This is a genomic window from Nitrosomonas sp. (genome assembly GCF_020852615.1).
Taxonomy (GTDB): Bacteria; Pseudomonadota; Gammaproteobacteria; order Burkholderiales; family Nitrosomonadaceae; genus Nitrosomonas.
This window is the reverse complement of sequence record NZ_JADZAJ010000009.1, coordinates 72,472-89,417: the sequence shown is the minus strand read 5'-3', so window position 1 is coordinate 89,417 and position 16,946 is coordinate 72,472. Positions and strand designations below refer to the sequence as shown.

Below are 16,946 nucleotides of genomic sequence, written 5' to 3'. Positions count from 1 at the left end.
AATGCTACCACTCCTGTAATATTGTATAAAGTACCGGAGCAGCCGGGGCTTCAGATCCTGATTATCCACGACTCGTTCATACCTTATTGCAACGCTCAGCCAGGCTGGCTATTCAACCGTAACAGATTTTGCAAGATTTCTGGGTTTATCAACATCAGTGCCTTTCTGCAAAGCCACATGATAAGCCAGTAACTGTAATGGTATGGTATGCAGGATTGGACTGAGCACGCCGCTATGCTCAGCCAGTCTGATGATGTGAACTCCCTCACTTTCCTCGATACGCGAATCTGCATCGGCAAAAACGTACAGTTCCCCGCCTCGTGCACGCACCTCATGCAAATTGGATTTCAGTTTTTCCAGCAGAGCATCATTCGGGGCAATAGCAATCACTGGCATTCCGCTATCCACCAGCGCAAGAGGGCCGTGCTTAAGCTCACCTGCTGCATAGGCTTCAGCATGGATGTATGAAATTTCCTTAAGCTTCAATGCGCCTTCCAGTGCAATTGGATAATGCACACCCCGCCCCAGGAACAAAGCATGGTGTTTCTGAGAAAAATCCCCGGCCCATTTTTTGATTTCCGATTCACATTGAAGAGCGTGCTGAATAGCAACCGGTAAATGCCGTAAAGAAGCAATTATATTCTGCTCTGCTTCAACCGACAGCCTGTCATACATCTTTGCAAGCACAGCAGTAAACAATAGTAAAACTGCCAATTGTGTCGTAAATGCCTTGGTGGAAGCCACTCCGATTTCAGGGCCGGCACGTGTCAGAAAACGCAGATCTGTTTGTCTGACCAGCGCACTTTCGGGAACGTTACATATTGCCAGACCGTAGCGGTGACCTAATGATTTTGCATAACCGAGTGCAGCCAGGGTATCAGCAGTTTCACCGGACTGGGAAATACCGATAACCAGCGTAGCCGGATCAGCGATGGGATTACGATAACGATACTCACTGGCAATCTCGATATTACAGGGAATTCTTGCAATTGTTTCCAGCCAGTATTTGGCAACCAGGCCGGCATGATAGCTCGTTCCACAGGCAAGTATCAGTACGCCCCTGGTTTGCGCGAGAATCGTTTGTGCCTCACTACCAAACAATTGAGCCGATATTGATTGCGCATTCAATACCATTTCCAGCGTATTTGCCACAGCAACCGGCTGCTCAAAGATTTCTTTCTGCATGAAATGTGAGTACGGCCCCAGTTCCACCGCATCACGCGTCAGGCTTGTTTCAGTCACTTTACGGGCGACCTCATGTCCGCTGACAGAATCCAGACAATTCAGAATCCGGTATCCACCACAGGACAGTTCCGCCACATCCCCTTCTTCCAAATATATGATTTGCTGCGTAACCTGCACCAAGGCTGACGCATCAGAAGCAGCATAAATCCCGTCAGTATCTACCCCCAGCAAGAGTGGTGCACCATTTCTGGCAACAATAATACGATCCTGGCGCGATTCCTCCATGACCGCTATTGCATAAGCCCCATGGAGCTCATCTATGGAACGGCAGACAGCTTCAAGCAGATCATCAGTCGTGCAAAGGTGAAACGAAATCAAATGTGCAATTACTTCGGTATCCGTATCCGACAGAAATTTAAATCCTTCCTGCTGTAAGCGTTGGCGAAGAACTTCATGGTTTTCGATAATGCCATTATGAACAACTGCGATTTTTCTATGGTCACCAGAAAAATGGGGATGAGCATTACGTTCTGAAGGAGCACCATGCGTAGCCCATCGTGTGTGTGCGATACCAGTCAGCCCCGATGTTTTTCCAGCATCGACCAGCTTGCTCAGTTCTGAAACACGTCCTGTTGTCCTCAGTCTTTGCAACGTACCATCTGCAACTACGATTCCGGCAGAATCATAGCCACGATACTCAAGCTTGGATAAACCCTCCAGCAAAAAAGGCACTACATTATTTTTTGCAATTGCCCCGACAATGCCGCACATAGCGCTAACCTCTACTTAAGTCCAATTATTCAAACAGCTTCAGCCCCTGGTTTTTTCCGGCCGCTTCCAGTTGGCAATACTCATTTGTTTAGTTCGAGATAATGTGAGCTGCCCCTCCGGTGTATCGCGTGTAATTGTGGAGCCGGCACCAACCGTCGATCCTTTAGTTATTGTTACTGGTGCAATCAACTGTGTATCAGAACCAATAAACACATCATCTTCAATAATAGTCCTGTGCTTAAAGGCTCCATCATAATTACAGGTAATCGTACCTGCACCGATATTAACCTGCCTGCCCATTTCAGTATCGCCAATATAGCTCAGATGATTAACCTTGCTTTCAGAAGCGATATAACTATTTTTAATTTCCACAAAATTTCCCACATGTACGGCATCATCAAGCTGTGTGCCCGGGCGAATACGGGCAAACGGGCCGATTCGACAATTTTTCCCCAGTGCAGCATCTTCAATCAGGCTAAAAGGGTGGATCACTGACCCATCTGAGACAGTTACATTTCGGAGCACACAATTGGCATGAATTTTCACACCATCTCCCAAGCGTACGTCACCTTCAAAGATGCAATTAACGTCAATTTCAACATCATTCCCGCATATGAGCTGACCACGTACATCAAAACGTGACGGATCCGCAAACATTACTCCTTGCTCCATCAGTTTACGTGCGATATTCTGCTGAAAAGCACGTTCCAGGACTGCGAGCTGGGCCTTGTCGTTTACCCCGACCACCTCCCATTCAGAAGCCGGGTTAGCAGTTTCAATCTGAATTCCAGCCTCTACGGCCATAGCGATAACATCAGTTAAATAATACTCACCTTGTGTATTGGTATTACCCAACTTATCAAGCCAGTCACTTAGATAGCGGTTCGGAAGAACCATAATGCCCGTGTTAATTTCACGAATTTTTTTCTGCGACGGCGAAGCATCCTTTTCCTCTACAATTGCCCGAACGCAGTTCGATACAGGATCACGCACAATTCGACCATAGCCGGTCGGATCGTCTAATTCAACGGTCAGCAATGCGAGACTATCTTCACGCACCTTCTCTATCAGAGTTTTAAGTGTATCGCTTCTCACCAGTGGCACATCACCAAACAAAACCAGTGTGACACCTTTGTCAGCGAGATGAGGTAGTGCCTGTTTTACAGCATGACCCGTTCCAAGTTGCTGCTCTTGCTTCACCCAGATCAAATCTGGCCGATCGCCGACAGTTTGATGAACCAGTTCACCACCATACCCAAAAATAACACATATCTTTTCAGGAGACAGCGCATAAGTCGCATCAAGAACATGCAACAAAATTGGCTTTCCCGCCAAAGGATGCAACACCTTGGGTAAAGACGAATTCATCCGTTTACCCATTCCAGCTGCCAGTATCACAACATCAACGTGTAACACGCGCCATTCATCCTCTACAAAATTTACCTTACCACCGGAAATACAAACACCATATCGTGCGATAGAAAATATAGCGTTAGTGTACAAAAAAGTAATTGACGAAAGCAGGGGAGCAAAGTAGGAAAATACCCTTATTATAAAAAAAGGGCGATTAGAATCGCCCTTTTTAACTATATGCAATCACATCAACCGGAGCTTTAATGACCTCTTTTTCTCAATTTCTGAATAGCTGCCAGCTGTGCCACTGCCTCAATTAACTCAGCTTGGGCACGTGCATACTCAACTTCAGAAATTTTATTCTTCATAATTTCCTCAGCCTGCTTCTTAACCTCCAGGGCTTTGGCTTCATCCAAATCCTTACCACGAACAGCCGTATCCGCCAGAATTGTCACAACGTCAGGTTGCACCTCAAGCATGCCACCCGAAACATAAATTTCTTCATCATCCTGTAGTGGAGCCTTAACTTTAACAACACCTGATTTTATTCGCGTCAGCATGGGAGTGTGCTGGGGGAAAATACCCACCTCCCCCATCATCGCTGGCGCAACTATAAACTCAGCAGGTCCGGAATAAATAGATTCCTCCGCACTCACTATATCCAAGTGAAATATTGTACCCATTGACTACCTATCAGTTAGCTGGCTGTTTTTACTGTAATGATTTAGCTTTCTCAAGTACTTCCTCAATACCACCTACCATATAGAAAGCCTGCTCGGGAATATCATCATACTCGCCATTAACAATCCCTTTGAACCCCTTGATTGTTTCTTTCAGTGAAACATACTTACCCGGTGACCCGGTAAATACTTCAGCAACAAAAAATGGTTGAGAAAGAAATCTTTGTATCTTACGTGCACGACTAACCGATAACTTATCTTCCGGTGAAAGTTCATCCATCCCCAGAATCGCAATAATGTCACGTAATTCTTTGTATCGCTGCAATGTTTGCTGAACCTCACGTGCAGTATTGTAATGATCCTCGCCAACAATCAATGGATCCAATTGCCGCGAAGTTGAATCAAGCGGATCAACAGCCGGATAAATTCCCAGTGAAGCAATATCTCTTGAAAGTACAACAGTAGCATCCAAGTGACCAAAAGTTGTTGCAGGAGATGGATCAGTCAAATCATCCGCAGGAACGTAAACGGCCTGAATCGATGTAATCGACCCTGCCTTGGAAGAAGTAATTCTTTCCTGCAGTCGACCCATTTCTTCTGCAAGCGTTGGCTGATACCCCACCGCCGATGGCATACGCCCCAGCAATGCAGAAACCTCGGTACCTGCCAAAGTATAACGATAAATATTATCTACAAAGAAAAGGACATCCCTACCTTCATCACGAAAAGATTCAGCCATCGTCAACCCGGTAAGCGCAACACGTAAACGGTTGCCCGGTGGCTCATTCATCTGACCATAAACCAGAGCCACCTTATCCAACACGTTAGAATCCTTCATTTCATGATAAAAATCATTACCTTCACGTGTTCTTTCACCCACACCTGCAAATACTGAATATCCGCTATGCTCAATTGCAATGTTACGGATAAGTTCCATCATATTTACTGTTTTACCGACACCCGCACCACCGAAAAGACCGATTTTTCCACCTTTTGCAAAGGGGCAAATCAAGTCAATAACCTTAATCCCGGTTTCCAGTAACTCTGTTGACGCTGATAACTCATCAAAAGCCGGTGCTGCTCTATGGATAGGCATTAAAGTATCAGCTCCAATCTCTCCCATTTCATCAATGGGCCTGCCCAGAACATCCATGATTCGTCCAAGTGTTTTGGTACCAACCGGAACCGAGATTTGTTTTTGCGTATTGGTAACCATCACCCCGCGCCGCAGACCATCTGATGACCCCAGAGCAATAGTCCTGACGACTCCGTCCCCAAGCTGCTGCTGTACTTCAAGTGTTAATTCTGATCCTTCCATTACCAAAGCGTCATATACCTTTGGTATTTCCTCTGGCGCAAACTCAACGTCAATTACAGCACCAATGCACTGAACGATCTTTCCTTGATGGCTCATCACTTTTCCCTAAATACGAATTTATAATACTTAAACAGCAGCAGCACCACCCACAATTTCCGACAGTTCCTTGGTAATCGCTGCCTGACGTGATTTGTTATAAATAAGCGTCAACTCATCAATCAAGTTGCCTGCATTATCCGATGCCGCTTTCATTGCAACCATTCTTGCAGACTGCTCCGATGCCATATTTTCAGTAACCGCCTGATACACCAAGGCCTCTATATATCGAACCATAATGTCATCAATAACAGGCCTTGCTTCCGGTTCATAAATATAATCCCAAGGCGCACGAGCAGATTTAGCTTCATTCTCTTTACTATTAATACGCTCGTCAGTCAAAGGCAGCAGCTGCTCCATAACCGGTGTTTGTTTCATAGTATTAACAAACTGGTTATAAAAAATATATACCTTATCTAATTGACCTTCTGTATACGCGTCTAAAACTATTTTGACTGCACCGATCAGTCTTTCCATATTGGGTGAATCACCCAACCCTGTAACTTGAGAAATAACCTGCACACCACTCAAGCGACTCATGAAACCAAGGCCTTTGTTTCCTATGCAACAAGCCTCTACTTGTTGATCTTTAGATTCCCAAGATCGAATTTCATTAAGTGCCTTACGTAATACATTCGTATTGAGCCCGCCACACAAACCTTTATCTGAGGTAATAACGATAATACCTATCTTATTAACAGAATCACGGCTTATCAGAAAAGGATGGCGATACTCAACACTTGCATTACTCATGTGCGCTGCAACATTGCGTATCTTCTCTCCATAAGGACGCGCCTTTTTCATACGGTCCTGTGCCTTCCTCATTTTAGAAGCAGCAACCATCTCCATAGCACGTGTAATCTTTTGTGTATTTTTTACACTTTTGATTTTGTTACGTATCTCTCTGCCGCTTGCCATGGATTAATAGGTCCCGTTTTGCTTAAATTCCTGGATAGCTGCTTCTAATACTTTTTCTGTTTCAGCATCAAGCTCTTTACTTGCTTCAATCTTTTCCAGTATTGCGCCATGATGGCTACGCACATGGCTCTTTAACGCTGCTTCAAAAGCCAGAGCACGCTTTATATCCACATCATCAAAATAGCCCTTGTTCAAGGCAAACAGCGTTAATGCCATCTCAGCAATTTTCAACGTAGCATACTGAGATTGCTTCATTAACTCAGTTGCCATTTTTCCACGTTCCAGCTGTTTACGTGTCGCCTCATCAAGATCCGAAGCAAACTGAGCAAAAGCTGCAAGCTCACGGTATTGGGCTAAAGCCAAACGAATACCGCCACCTAGTTTCTTGATTACTTTAGTTTGAGCTGCACCGCCTACCCTTGAGACAGAGATACCAGCATTGATAGCCGGACGTATCCCCGCATTAAACAAATCAGACTCAAGAAATATCTGGCCATCTGTAATTGAAATCACATTGGTTGGGACAAATGCCGTCACGTCACCAGCTTGAGTCTCAATAATGGGCAATGCGGTAAGAGAACCTGTTTTACCTTTTACTTTTCCACCAGTCGCTTTCTCAACATAATCAGCATTAACCCTTGCCGCTCTTTCCAATAAACGCGAATGCAGATAAAAAACATCTCCTGGATAGGCTTCGCGACCAGGTGGACGACGTAATAACAAAGAAATTTGGCGATACGCCCACGCCTGCTTGGTTAAATCATCATAAACAATCAAAGCATCCTGACCTTTATCACGGAAATACTCCCCCATGGTACAACCAGAGTAAGGTGCAATATATTGCATTGCAGCTGACTCTGAAGCAGAAGCCACCACCACGATTGTGTAAGCCATTGCGCCTACTTCTTCCAATTTTCTTACAACGTTTGCGATTGATGATGCCTTCTGCCCTATCGCCACATAAATACAAATTACATCCTCACCCTTCTGATTGATGATTGCATCAATCGCCACAGCCGTTTTACCTGTTTGACGGTCACCGATTATCAGCTCCCGCTGACCTCTTCCAACTGGCACCATAGAGTCAACTGACTTCAAACCGGTTTGCATAGGCTGATCTACAGATTTACGCCACACCACACCAGGAGCAATTTTTTCAATAGGCTCTCTTCCCTGTGCCGCTATCGGACCTTTTCCATCTATAGGCTGCCCTAAAGCGTTAACAACGCGGCCTAATAACGCCTCACCTACCGGAACCTCCAGAATCCTACCGGTACACTTGACAATATCGCCTTCCTTCAAATGCTCATATGCCCCCAGGATAACTGCACCCACCGAGTCACGCTCCAAGTTAAGCGCCAAGCCAAATGTACCACCTGGAAACTCGAGCATCTCCCCCTGCATTACATCAGAAAGACCATGCACGCGAACAATACCATCTGTCAGCGACACAACCGTCCCCTGCGTTTTAAATTCCGAAGTTACGGAAAGCCCCTCAATCTTGTTTTTGATTAATTCACTGATTTCTGATGGATTTAACTGCATTTTTTATAACTCCTAGCTTTTGAGTGCCGTCGCCATGGCTTCCAGCTTTCCGTGTACAGAACTATCGATTATCTGATCGCCAATTTTTACTCTGATACCACCGATGAGTTCACTCTTAACGCTGATATCAGCTTTTACCTTACGCTGAAATTTTGCCTCAAGAATTGAAACAAGTTTTGCCACCTGATCAGAGTCAAGAGGAAATGCCGATTCTATTTCAGCCTCTAACACCCCCTCATGCTGCGCTTTAAATTGCTCAAACAGATCACAAATTTGTGGCAACACGAGCAACCGCCGATTGTCGATTAGTAACGATACCAACCGTTTGCCATCATCACTTATCTTTTTGCTACCCACGCTCAAAATAATCTCACATAACTTAGCTGCTGAAATCTGCGGGTTATTAATCAGCCCTTTTATCTGAGGTTCCTGAACGATCGAATTAACAGTATCAAGCGTCTCCGACCAGGAAAACAGAGACCCACTTTCCCTGGCAAGCTTGAAAACTGCTTCTGCGTATGGTCGCGCAATTGTTATCGCTTCAGCCATTTATTTTAACTCAGCCTCTATTGATGCCAGCAAATCTGCATGAACCTTGGCATTTACTTCCCGACGGAGAATCTTTGACGCACCCTGCACTGCCAGTCCCGCCACCTGCTGACGTAAAGACTCACGTGCACTGAAGGTTTCATGCTGAATTTCCGCCTTGGCTCCTGCTATAATCTTTTCTCCTTCAATCCGGGCATTCTGCTTGGCTTCTTCTATAATATCTGAAGCTCTTTTCTCCGCCTGAATAATGATCTCACTCGCACGTTGCTTAGCTTCTTTCAGCACTTCCGATGAACGCTGACTGGCAAGCTCCAATTCTTTTTTACCACGCTCACCTGCCGCCAAGCCATCTGCTATTTTCTGCTGGCGCTCCTCAATCGCACGCAGCAGATACGGCCATACAAACCTGGCGGTAAACCATATAAACAGGGAAAAGGCTATTGCTTGCGAGACCAACGTGAAATTTATATTCATAACAGCCCTTTATTCACCTCGGTAACAAATTTGACGGACTACTTACTGAATAACAGCCAAGAGTGGATTACCAAACGCGAACAACATCGCCAAACCCACGGCAATAATGAATGAAGCATCGGTCAATCCCAGAAGCAAAAATACCTTGCCCTGCAGAGTCGGGATCATTTCAGGCTGACGTGCAGCGCCTTCCAGAAACCTGCCACACATCACTCCCACACCGATACAAGCGCCCGCAGCACCCAGACCAATCATCAGTCCGATACCGATTCCCGTATACGCCTGAATCATTGCAAGAAATTGAGCGTTTTCCATATTTTTTCCTCTAGTTCAAGTTAATAACAAAATCTTATTGATCAATGCGACTCGTGAGCCATTGAAAGATAAACCACTGCCAACATCATAAAAATAAATGCCTGCAGAATTACAATCAGTATGTGAAATATCGCCCAACCTGCGCCAAGTATCGCACCAAAAATTGTACCGGTTACACCCGTTGCCGCCCACATCCCCAGCAGCATAAAAATAATTTCACCCGCATACATGTTTCCAAACAACCGCAATGAATGCGATAACGGCTTCGAAATATACTCAATCAGATTAAGCAACAGATTAAAAGGCCATAACAATGGATTTTTACCAAATGGAGTACACACCAGCTCTGTAACCCATCCCCCAAATCCTTTAACCTTGATAGCAAAATAGATGGTCAGTATCCAGATAGCTAATGCCAACGCAAAGGTTGTGTTGACATCAGCGGTTGGTACACTCCTCCAGTTATGGAGCCCAAAAACATGCTCATAAACCCATGCCATAATGTCGATAGGCAGAAAATCCATGGCATTTAACAGGAAAACCCAGACAAATATGGTTAAAGCTGCAGGCGCCACAAACGCGTGGCGATCTCCATGAAATGTTGTCTTTACCTGATCATCAATAAATTCGATTAACAACTCAACAAACGCCTGCGTCTTGCTGGGGACCCCGGAAGTGGCCTTCCTGACAACCATCCAGATCAAACCCAGACTGACCACTCCAAGCAGCAATGACGTGATCAATGTATCGGTATGCAACACCCAGAACGAACCATCGCCAATACTGATTGTGTGATTCGTCAGATGGTGCTGTATATATGTTGTCGGATTTAACTCAGCTTCTGAAGACATTTACTTACCTTATAAACTTGATCAGAATAATTGCTTTATTTATCTGTTTTCTCAGGCACGAACAACGCCATGCTTGATATCAATACAGCCACAACAAACGATCCAATAAACATAACAGGATGAAGGCCCTTAAACATCACAAACACAGCCCAAAGCGCCATCACGATAACAACTATCTTTGTGGCCTCCGCACGCAACGCGGTACGTAAAACCCCACTCGCCGAATATCCACTGTGCCTTGATATTAAAATTGCGTACGCACCCCCCGCAATTACACTGATGATCGCCCCAAGAAACCCGGAGATAGCCGCATCCACTCCCGAATGCAAACCACACACAATCGCAGCCAGCAATGAAAACATTAGCTGCCAAAAAATGACAACCCTTAACGGCCTGCTTTTAATCGATAACATCAACGTTAACGGGTAACAAATAATGCACGCCCAACAAAAAGTGGCGCGATTCTACCCTGATCACCCGGCTTCGTCAACGCAAACGGGCGACACCATCTTTGACTTGCTGCTTTACGGCCCGGGTTATCGGGACGTTGAGTGAACTGACATCTTTACTTTATCCCACAAGCTGTTTTTAGCCCCCCAGAAAAAATTAAACAATTTAATTTTTTGTAGTTTATCCACCAATTCAGTAAAATTGCCAAACGGTTTTAAAAAGTTGATAAACCGTCATTGTTTTATCTGTAGCCGCCATCAGGCGACATATTCAGTTAACCCTTGTCTTACTTGCCACATATCGGCGTGGCAAGAAGGCTTTACCCATAAGGAAACCATGAGGCATTACGAAATTATATTCATTGTCCACCCGGATCAAAGCGAGCAGGTCTCCGCAATGACTGAACGTTACAGCAACACAATCACTGGAAAATCCGGAAAAATTCATAGACTGGAAGACTGGGGACGCCGACAGTTAACCTATCCCATACAAAAACTGCATAAGGCACACTACGTGCTCATGAATATTGAATGTGATCAGGAAACTCTGAGCGAACTTGAACACAACTTTAAATTTAATGACGCCATCCTTCGTCACCTTGTTATACGCATGAATGCACCGGTAACGACCCCTTCTCCCATGATGCAGGAAGGCAAGTCCAAACCATCTTATTCCGGTTCAGATGACGATAGCGAAAACACCGCACCCGGAGCAAAATCAGCAGACTTTACTGCCGAAGGCAATCAGACAGCTGAAACAGGCGCTACTCAGCCCTGATTCAGCTGTTTATGTTCAGAAATCAGATAACTGTTGGTGGGGTCATCACTGACCTGATTTCGCCTCGTTATACGCCTGCCGGCATTATGGTGGTCGAATTCAAGCTGAATCACCAGTCAGACCAGCAAGAAGCCGGTGCTCAACGCAGTATTGAGCTAGCGATTGAAGTAATTGCCATGGCCAAAATGGCAGAAAAAGTTATATGTGCGGGTCTTGACAGGAACATTGAGATTACGGGTTTTATTGCTAAAAAGCATCGCCTGGGCAATCAGCTTGTTTTACATGTGTGCGACGTCAGGATCATCTGAAAATAAAATATCAAACATGCGTTTTTAATGGAGAAACAATATGAGATTCTCAAGAAACAAGGATGCCGATAAAAAAAGAATGAAAGACCGGATAGCAAACCGACCTCTTTTCAAACGTAAAAAATTCTGCCGGTTTACTGCTGAAGGGATTAAAGAAATCGATTACAAAGATGTTGATTTACTAAAGGATTTCATTAGCGAAAATGGCCGGATCATTCCAGCCCGGATAACCGGCACACGCTCGTTTTATCAGCGCCAATTAAACGTAGCTATCGAGCGGGCACGCTTCCTCGCACTATTACCTTATACCGATCAGCACTAAGCACCCGGGAGAAACGACATGCAAATAATTTTGTTGGAAAAAATCGCCAAGCTGGGTTCACTCGGCAGCATTGTAAACGTCAAACCTGGTTATGCCCGTAACTATCTGATCCCACAAGGAAAAGCCAGAAGAGCAACCGAGAGGGTCATTGCTGAATTTGAAGCTCAGCGTGTAGAACTGGAGAAAAAACAGGCTGAAATTTTGGCAGCTGCAAGTGCACAGGCCACCAAACTGGAAGGTTTACTTATCCAGATTTCTCAAAAATCAGGTGTTGACGGTAAACTTTTCGGCTCGGTTACCAACGCAAATATTGCTGAAGAATTACGTAAGCAGGATTTTTCGGTTGATAAAGCCGCGATTCGCATGCCGGAGGGGCAAATCAAGCAGGTGGGCGATTACACCGTGACAGTTGCGCTTCATAGCGAAGTATCAGCACAAATCACCGTTTCAGTACTGGGTGAAACCGTCGCCTGATTTTCCCCCGAAAATCATACAAAGAAAGGACTGTTTTCCGGTCCTTTTTTTGTTTCCGCATCAAAGTGTTACTATCCCGGTCCTGCTCTCAGTTTTTATCAATTCCCATGAACCAGTCTACCACCGGCTTTACCCAAAACATTCCTGAAGATAGCATCTATAAGTTGCCACCTCACTCCATCGAAGCCGAACAATCCGTCCTCGGCGGCCTGATGCTGGATAACCAGGCATGGGATAAAGTGGCAGACATCCTCATCGAGCGTGATTTTTATCGCCAGGATCACCAGCTTATTTACCAGCATATCTCCCGGCTTATCGAGCAGAATAAACCGGCAGATGTCATTACCATTGCTGAATCTCTTGAAAATTCTGCTCAACTGCCACACGCAGGAGGATTAACCTATATCGGTGCTATCGCACAGAATACGCCATCCGCGGCCAATATTCGCCGCTATGCGGAAATTGTTCGAGAACGTTCAATCATGCGCAAGCTGGCACAAATCAGCACACAAATAACCGATTCGACCTATAACCCGGCAGGCCGCTCAGCAAGTGATCTGCTGGATGAAGCAGAAAGCAAAATATTTGAAATCGCAGAACAGAGTGCGCATGGCAAACAAGGGTTTGTCGACATTCAGCCACTACTAAAACAGGTAGTGGAACGGATCGAAATGCTCTATAACCGAAGCAACCCCAGTGATATTACCGGCATTCCTTCGGGCTTCAGTGATCTTGATCAAAAAACCTCCGGTTTCCAGCCTGGAGATCTGATCATCGTTGCCGGACGACCTTCAATGGGGAAAACTGCTTTTTCCCTCAACATTGGAGAGCATGTCGCACTGGAAACCAACAAACCAGTGGCTGTATTCAGCATGGAAATGGGTGGCACACAGCTTGCCATGCGTATGCTGGGATCTATCGGCCGACTGGATCAGCACAAAATGCGTACAGGCCAGTTGTCTGATGATGACTGGCCAAGACTCACTCATGCGCTGGGAAAATTGAATGATGCCCCTATTTTTATTGATGAAAGCGCAGGATTAAATTCCCTGGAGCTGCGTGCCCGTGCCCGACGTCTGTACCGGCAGCATAATGGGCTGGGACTCATTATTATCGACTACCTGCAGCTCATGTCATCCACTTCACCCAATAGTGAAAACCGCGCAGCAGAAATTTCCGAAATCTCACGCTCGCTGAAAGCGCTGGCAAAAGAATTGCAGGTACCCGTTATCGCTTTATCACAGTTAAATCGCGGTCTTGAACAACGCCCCAATAAACGCCCGATTATGTCCGATTTACGTGAATCTGGTGCCATCGAACAGGACGCCGATGTCATCCTGTTTATTTATCGTGATGAAGTTTACAACCCGGATACTCCGGATAAAGGGATCGCGGAAATTATCATAGGCAAACAGCGTAACGGGCCGATCGGCAAGGTCGATCTCACTTTTCTGGGGGAATTTACACGATTCGAGAACTGCGCCCGCACTGGTGATTATTATTAATTCAAAATCAACTTATCCCCATACGACGATACTGAATAGCCTCTGCCACATGCTTCCCGAGAACAGCCTCGCTTGCTGACAAATCCGCAATCGTTCGAGCCAGCCTCAGTATCCTGTGATACGCCCGTGCTGAAATATTGAGATGGGTCATGGCTCGCTCCAGCATGCGCTTTCCTTCAATATCCAGCACACAAAATTTTTCCATCTCCGGCACACCCAGCTCTGCATTGGAAACATCTTGACGATTCAGCTGAAGCTGCCGGGCAGCCGCTGTCCTTGCCCGGATAACCGCGCTCGATTCCCCGGACCCCGGGCGCAGCAAATCTTCTTTCGGCAAGGCAGGAACTTCGATCTGAATATCGATACGGTCCAGCAGAGGGCCGGATAATTTACCGCGATAACGCGCCACCTGATCCGGTGTACAACGACATTTCCCCTCATAATGCCCAAGATAGCCGCAGGGGCAGGGATTCATTGCAGCAACAAGCTGAAATCGGGCAGGAAAATCCGCACGTTGTGTGGCACGTGAAATAGTAATATGGCCGGATTCGAGCGGTTCACGCAGCACCTCCAGAACTCGCCGATCAAATTCCGGAAGTTCATCGAGAAACAAAATACCGTGCATCGCCAGTGAAATCTCACCCGGGCGCGGAATACCACCCCCGCCAACTAATGCCACAGCAGAAGCCGTATGATGGGGTGCCCGAAAAGGGCGACGCTTCCAGTCAGCGAGATTGAACTTTCCATTCCCCAAAGATTGAATGGCTGCCGATTCAAGTGCTTCCTGACCCGTCATCGGCGGCAGAATTCCTGGCAAACGTCGCGCCAGCATGGATTTTCCGGTACCAGGCGGGCCGATCAGCAGCACGCTGTGACCACCTGCTGCTGCAATTTCCAGTGCGCGCTTTGCCTGCATCTGGCCTTTGACCTCTCCCATATCCGGATAACGCTCTTTTACCTCATTCGTGACCGGTTCTGCGCGATAAGGTACCCATGCTTCCTGACCCGTCAGACAGGCACACAACTGCAGTAGCGATGTGGCTGGATAAATCCTGGCATCCTGCACCAGTGCAGCTTCACCGGCATTCTGCTCAGGCAGAACAAAACTTCGGCCGGAACGGGCAGCATTGTAAGTCATCGCCAGCGCACCGCGAATCGGGCGCAGCTTGCCGTCGAGTGACAACTCTCCCGCCCATTCATACTGGCTCAGCCTATCTGCAGGAATCTGCCCGCTGGCCGCCAGTATGCCCAAAGCAATCGGCAAATCGAAACGCCCGCTTTCCTTGGGCAAATCCGCCGGAGCAAGATTGACAGTAATCCGCCGCGCAGGAAACTTGAAACGCCCGTTCAGGATAGCGGCATGTACCCTGTCCTTACTCTCCCGGACTTCCGTTTCAGGGAGACCAACAATGGTAAATTTTGGCAAGCCGTTGGAAAGATGAACCTCAACGGTAACCAGAGGCGCATCCATGCCACATAACGCACGGCTGTACAAAATGGCCAGTGACATGGGGGGGATAGGTCACACAAACAAAATACCGATATTATTCATCAGTACCTTATACAACCGGTGCCGGCCATTTCCATTACTGTTGTGATCCACAACCGCTGCCACCAGCTTCATTTGATGAAATTATTTCTGCAGGCTGCTGTAACTGCTGTTCCAGTTTGTGTACCTTCTCTTCCAGCTCGGCCAGTTTGATACGTGTACGCTTGATCACCTCCTGCTGTACGTCGAACTCCTCGCGCGTCACCAGATCCAGCCGGGATAAAGCGCCAGACAACATGGCACGCATATTTTTTTCAACATCTCTGGCCGGACTGCTGGCCAGAATTTCATTCACCTTGCTGCCGATTTCATCCAGCACATTCTTATTCAGCATTTCTTCTCTCCATTAAATTTCAAAGTTTTGTTATTGGCTTCCGGGATAAAATCTCACATTTTCAGCCAACAGGCAAACACAAATCAGCAGCCTCCGCCTCAACTGCCAGGCGGTATAAAGCTGCACTTCCATCCCTTAATTTACCTTCAACCAATCAGTCTCAATGGATCGTCTGCAACTTCTGGAACACTGGCTACACACTATTTACCCTGAACAACCCTTCACTTTGTCACCGGCTTCAGCCGATGCCAGTTTTCGCCGTTATTTTCGCGTAGTACTCCCCGAGAGAACGCTGATCGCGATGGATGCCCCCCCGCAGCAGGAAGATTGCCAGCCTTTTCTGCACGCTGCCAGCGTATTTGCAAAGGCATCTGTTCATGTACCAGACATCGTTGCACAAGATCTGAATCAGGGTTTTTTGCTGCTGTCTGATCTGGGAACCACCACTTATCTGCAGGCACTGACTGCCGGATCGGAGAATGCCAGTCAGCTTTACCTGGATGCCATTGATGTCCTGATCAAAATCCAGTACACCAGCGAAAAGGATGTATTCCCCGAATACGACCGGGTACTGCTGTCCCGCGAGCTGGCACTTTTTCCCGACTGGTACATGACGCACCATTTATGTCTTGTGCCCGATAATGATCAAAAAAACGTACTCAAAACCGTTTTTGACCGGATTCTCGATAACAACCTCGCGCAACCGCAGGTATTCGTGCATCGCGATTACCACAGCCGCAACCTGATGGTAACGTCACCCAATCCGGGCATCATTGATTTTCAGGATGCTGTCCTCGGCCCCATCACCTATGATCTGGTTTCCCTGCTCAAGGATGCCTACATTCAATGGGAAGAAGCACAGGTGCTGGACTGGACGATTCGCTACTGGGAAAAAGCGCGCCGCGCCGGTCTGCCGGTAACAACCGATTTCTCCGCTTTTTACCGGGATTTTGAATGGATGGGCGTACAGCGTCATCTCAAAGTACTGGGCATCTTTGCCCGGCTTTACTATCGCGATCACAAATCCGCTTATCTGCAAGATATGCCTGCCGTCATGCACTACCTGCGCAAAACCTGCGAGCGCTACCATGAGCTGCATCCACTCAGCCAGTTACTGGATCAGCTGGAAAACAAAACACCTGCAACCGGCTATACCTTCTGACTAAAAATAC

At 46.6% G+C, this 16,946-nt stretch carries 19 protein-coding genes; 6 read left to right on the top strand and 13 right to left on the bottom strand.

Going from position 1 to position 16,946, the window contains the following annotated elements; genetic code table 11:
• Positions 1 to 108 precede the first annotated feature (108 nt).
• The 11 genes from glmS to IT527_RS01390 form a co-directional block, all read right to left on the bottom strand.
• Positions 109 to 1,956, bottom strand: a complete 1,848-nt coding sequence (gene glmS, locus IT527_RS01440) for a glutamine--fructose-6-phosphate transaminase (isomerizing) (protein ID WP_292965497.1) — start codon at positions 1,954 to 1,956, stop codon at positions 109 to 111.
• Between the two features lie 39 nt (positions 1,957 to 1,995).
• The gene (gene glmU / locus IT527_RS01435; RefSeq protein ID WP_292965668.1) at positions 1,996 to 3,372 is read right to left on the bottom strand and encodes a bifunctional UDP-N-acetylglucosamine diphosphorylase/glucosamine-1-phosphate N-acetyltransferase GlmU; all 1,377 of its coding nucleotides are present in this window, start codon (positions 3,370 to 3,372) and stop codon (positions 1,996 to 1,998) included.
• A 197-nt stretch (positions 3,373 to 3,569) separates the two neighbouring features.
• Positions 3,570 to 3,992: a F0F1 ATP synthase subunit epsilon gene (locus IT527_RS01430; RefSeq protein WP_292965494.1), complete on the bottom strand. Its 423-nt coding sequence runs from the start codon at positions 3,990 to 3,992 to the stop codon at positions 3,570 to 3,572.
• 28 nt (positions 3,993 to 4,020) lie between these two features.
• Positions 4,021 to 5,403 carry a F0F1 ATP synthase subunit beta gene (gene atpD, locus IT527_RS01425; protein WP_292965491.1) on the bottom strand — a complete coding sequence of 461 codons (1,383 nt, stop codon included), beginning with the start codon at positions 5,401 to 5,403 and terminating at the stop codon, positions 4,021 to 4,023.
• A 30-nt stretch (positions 5,404 to 5,433) separates the two neighbouring features.
• Positions 5,434 to 6,321 (bottom strand): F0F1 ATP synthase subunit gamma, encoded by an 888-nt coding sequence (gene atpG / locus IT527_RS01420; protein WP_292965488.1) that lies wholly within the window; start codon positions 6,319 to 6,321, stop codon positions 5,434 to 5,436.
• Between the two features lie 3 nt (positions 6,322 to 6,324).
• Positions 6,325 to 7,866, bottom strand: a complete 1,542-nt coding sequence (gene atpA, locus IT527_RS01415) for a F0F1 ATP synthase subunit alpha (RefSeq protein ID WP_292965485.1) — start codon at positions 7,864 to 7,866, stop codon at positions 6,325 to 6,327.
• 12 nt (positions 7,867 to 7,878) lie between these two features.
• Positions 7,879 to 8,415 (bottom strand): F0F1 ATP synthase subunit delta, encoded by a 537-nt coding sequence (locus tag IT527_RS01410; protein ID WP_292965482.1) that lies wholly within the window; start codon positions 8,413 to 8,415, stop codon positions 7,879 to 7,881.
• The gene (locus IT527_RS01405) at positions 8,416 to 8,889 is read right to left on the bottom strand and encodes a F0F1 ATP synthase subunit B (protein ID WP_292965479.1); all 474 of its coding nucleotides are present in this window, start codon (positions 8,887 to 8,889) and stop codon (positions 8,416 to 8,418) included.
• Between the two features lie 42 nt (positions 8,890 to 8,931).
• Complete coding sequence (gene atpE, locus IT527_RS01400; protein ID WP_011110846.1) at positions 8,932 to 9,204, bottom strand: F0F1 ATP synthase subunit C; 273 nt, start codon at positions 9,202 to 9,204, stop codon at positions 8,932 to 8,934.
• A 41-nt stretch (positions 9,205 to 9,245) separates the two neighbouring features.
• Entirely contained in the window at positions 9,246 to 10,055 is an 810-nt protein-coding gene (atpB, locus tag IT527_RS01395) for a F0F1 ATP synthase subunit A (RefSeq protein ID WP_292965470.1), read from the bottom strand.
• A gap of 35 nt (positions 10,056 to 10,090) precedes the next feature.
• Complete coding sequence (locus IT527_RS01390; protein ID WP_292965468.1) at positions 10,091 to 10,468, bottom strand: ATP synthase subunit I; 378 nt, start codon at positions 10,466 to 10,468, stop codon at positions 10,091 to 10,093.
• A 373-nt stretch (positions 10,469 to 10,841) separates the two neighbouring features.
• Here IT527_RS01390 and rpsF point away from each other — a divergent pair, with 373 nt between their 5' ends.
• The 5 genes from rpsF to dnaB all read left to right on the top strand — a co-directional run bounded on the left by rpsF (position 10,842) and on the right by dnaB (position 13,891).
• On the top strand, positions 10,842 to 11,282 hold the full coding sequence (rpsF, locus tag IT527_RS01385) for a 30S ribosomal protein S6 (protein ID WP_292965466.1): 441 nt from the start codon (positions 10,842 to 10,844) through the stop codon (positions 11,280 to 11,282).
• Between the two features lie 11 nt (positions 11,283 to 11,293).
• Positions 11,294 to 11,590 carry a primosomal replication protein N gene (gene priB, locus IT527_RS01380; protein ID WP_292965464.1) on the top strand — a complete coding sequence of 99 codons (297 nt, stop codon included), beginning with the start codon at positions 11,294 to 11,296 and terminating at the stop codon, positions 11,588 to 11,590.
• Positions 11,591 to 11,669: 79 nt separating this feature from the next.
• Positions 11,670 to 11,912 (top strand): 30S ribosomal protein S18, encoded by a 243-nt coding sequence (gene rpsR / locus IT527_RS01375; protein WP_292965665.1) that lies wholly within the window; start codon positions 11,670 to 11,672, stop codon positions 11,910 to 11,912.
• Between the two features lie 18 nt (positions 11,913 to 11,930).
• Complete coding sequence (gene rplI, locus IT527_RS01370; RefSeq protein WP_292965461.1) at positions 11,931 to 12,386, top strand: 50S ribosomal protein L9; 456 nt, start codon at positions 11,931 to 11,933, stop codon at positions 12,384 to 12,386.
• A 107-nt stretch (positions 12,387 to 12,493) separates the two neighbouring features.
• The gene (dnaB, locus tag IT527_RS01365; protein ID WP_292965458.1) at positions 12,494 to 13,891 is read left to right on the top strand and encodes a replicative DNA helicase; all 1,398 of its coding nucleotides are present in this window, start codon (positions 12,494 to 12,496) and stop codon (positions 13,889 to 13,891) included.
• 7 nt (positions 13,892 to 13,898) lie between these two features.
• On the opposite strand, the gene IT527_RS01360 is transcribed toward dnaB, so the two are convergent.
• Positions 13,899 to 15,401 carry a YifB family Mg chelatase-like AAA ATPase gene (locus tag IT527_RS01360; protein WP_292965455.1) on the bottom strand — a complete coding sequence of 501 codons (1,503 nt, stop codon included), beginning with the start codon at positions 15,399 to 15,401 and terminating at the stop codon, positions 13,899 to 13,901.
• A gap of 76 nt (positions 15,402 to 15,477) precedes the next feature.
• Positions 15,478 to 15,774, bottom strand: coding sequence for an accessory factor UbiK family protein (locus IT527_RS01355; protein ID WP_292965452.1), 297 nt, complete (start codon positions 15,772 to 15,774; stop codon positions 15,478 to 15,480).
• 163 nt (positions 15,775 to 15,937) lie between these two features.
• Between IT527_RS01355 and IT527_RS01350 the strand changes: the two genes are divergently transcribed.
• Positions 15,938 to 16,936, top strand: coding sequence for a phosphotransferase (locus IT527_RS01350; protein ID WP_292965449.1), 999 nt, complete (start codon positions 15,938 to 15,940; stop codon positions 16,934 to 16,936).
• The last annotated feature ends 10 nt before the right edge of the window (positions 16,937 to 16,946 follow it).

Excerpts from the sequence above, each read along its gene's own strand:
- IT527_RS01360 (WP_292965455.1), bottom strand. The coding sequence starts at position 15,401 with ATGTCACTGGCCATTTTGTACAGCCGTGCGTTATGTGGCATGGATGCG.
- dnaB (WP_292965458.1), top strand. The coding sequence starts at position 12,494 with ATGAACCAGTCTACCACCGGCTTTACCCAAAACATTCCTGAAGATAGC.
- IT527_RS01410 (WP_292965482.1), bottom strand. The coding sequence starts at position 8,415 with ATGGCTGAAGCGATAACAATTGCGCGACCATACGCAGAAGCAGTTTTC.
- rpsF (WP_292965466.1), top strand. The coding sequence starts at position 10,842 with ATGAGGCATTACGAAATTATATTCATTGTCCACCCGGATCAAAGCGAG.
- IT527_RS01390 (WP_292965468.1), bottom strand. The coding sequence starts at position 10,468 with ATGTTATCGATTAAAAGCAGGCCGTTAAGGGTTGTCATTTTTTGGCAG.
- rpsR (WP_292965665.1), top strand. The coding sequence starts at position 11,670 with ATGAAAGACCGGATAGCAAACCGACCTCTTTTCAAACGTAAAAAATTC.
- atpD (WP_292965491.1), bottom strand. The coding sequence starts at position 5,403 with ATGAGCCATCAAGGAAAGATCGTTCAGTGCATTGGTGCTGTAATTGAC.
- atpB (WP_292965470.1), bottom strand. The coding sequence starts at position 10,055 with ATGTCTTCAGAAGCTGAGTTAAATCCGACAACATATATACAGCACCAT.
- priB (WP_292965464.1), top strand. The coding sequence starts at position 11,294 with ATGTTCAGAAATCAGATAACTGTTGGTGGGGTCATCACTGACCTGATT.
- IT527_RS01430 (WP_292965494.1), bottom strand. The coding sequence starts at position 3,992 with ATGGGTACAATATTTCACTTGGATATAGTGAGTGCGGAGGAATCTATT.
- atpG (WP_292965488.1), bottom strand. The coding sequence starts at position 6,321 with ATGGCAAGCGGCAGAGAGATACGTAACAAAATCAAAAGTGTAAAAAAT.
- rplI (WP_292965461.1), top strand. The coding sequence starts at position 11,931 with ATGCAAATAATTTTGTTGGAAAAAATCGCCAAGCTGGGTTCACTCGGC.
- IT527_RS01405 (WP_292965479.1), bottom strand. The coding sequence starts at position 8,889 with ATGAATATAAATTTCACGTTGGTCTCGCAAGCAATAGCCTTTTCCCTG.
- glmS (WP_292965497.1), bottom strand. The coding sequence starts at position 1,956 with ATGTGCGGCATTGTCGGGGCAATTGCAAAAAATAATGTAGTGCCTTTT.
- IT527_RS01350 (WP_292965449.1), top strand. The coding sequence starts at position 15,938 with ATGGATCGTCTGCAACTTCTGGAACACTGGCTACACACTATTTACCCT.
- IT527_RS01355 (WP_292965452.1), bottom strand. The coding sequence starts at position 15,774 with ATGCTGAATAAGAATGTGCTGGATGAAATCGGCAGCAAGGTGAATGAA.
- atpA (WP_292965485.1), bottom strand. The coding sequence starts at position 7,866 with ATGCAGTTAAATCCATCAGAAATCAGTGAATTAATCAAAAACAAGATT.
- atpE (WP_011110846.1), bottom strand. The coding sequence starts at position 9,204 with ATGGAAAACGCTCAATTTCTTGCAATGATTCAGGCGTATACGGGAATC.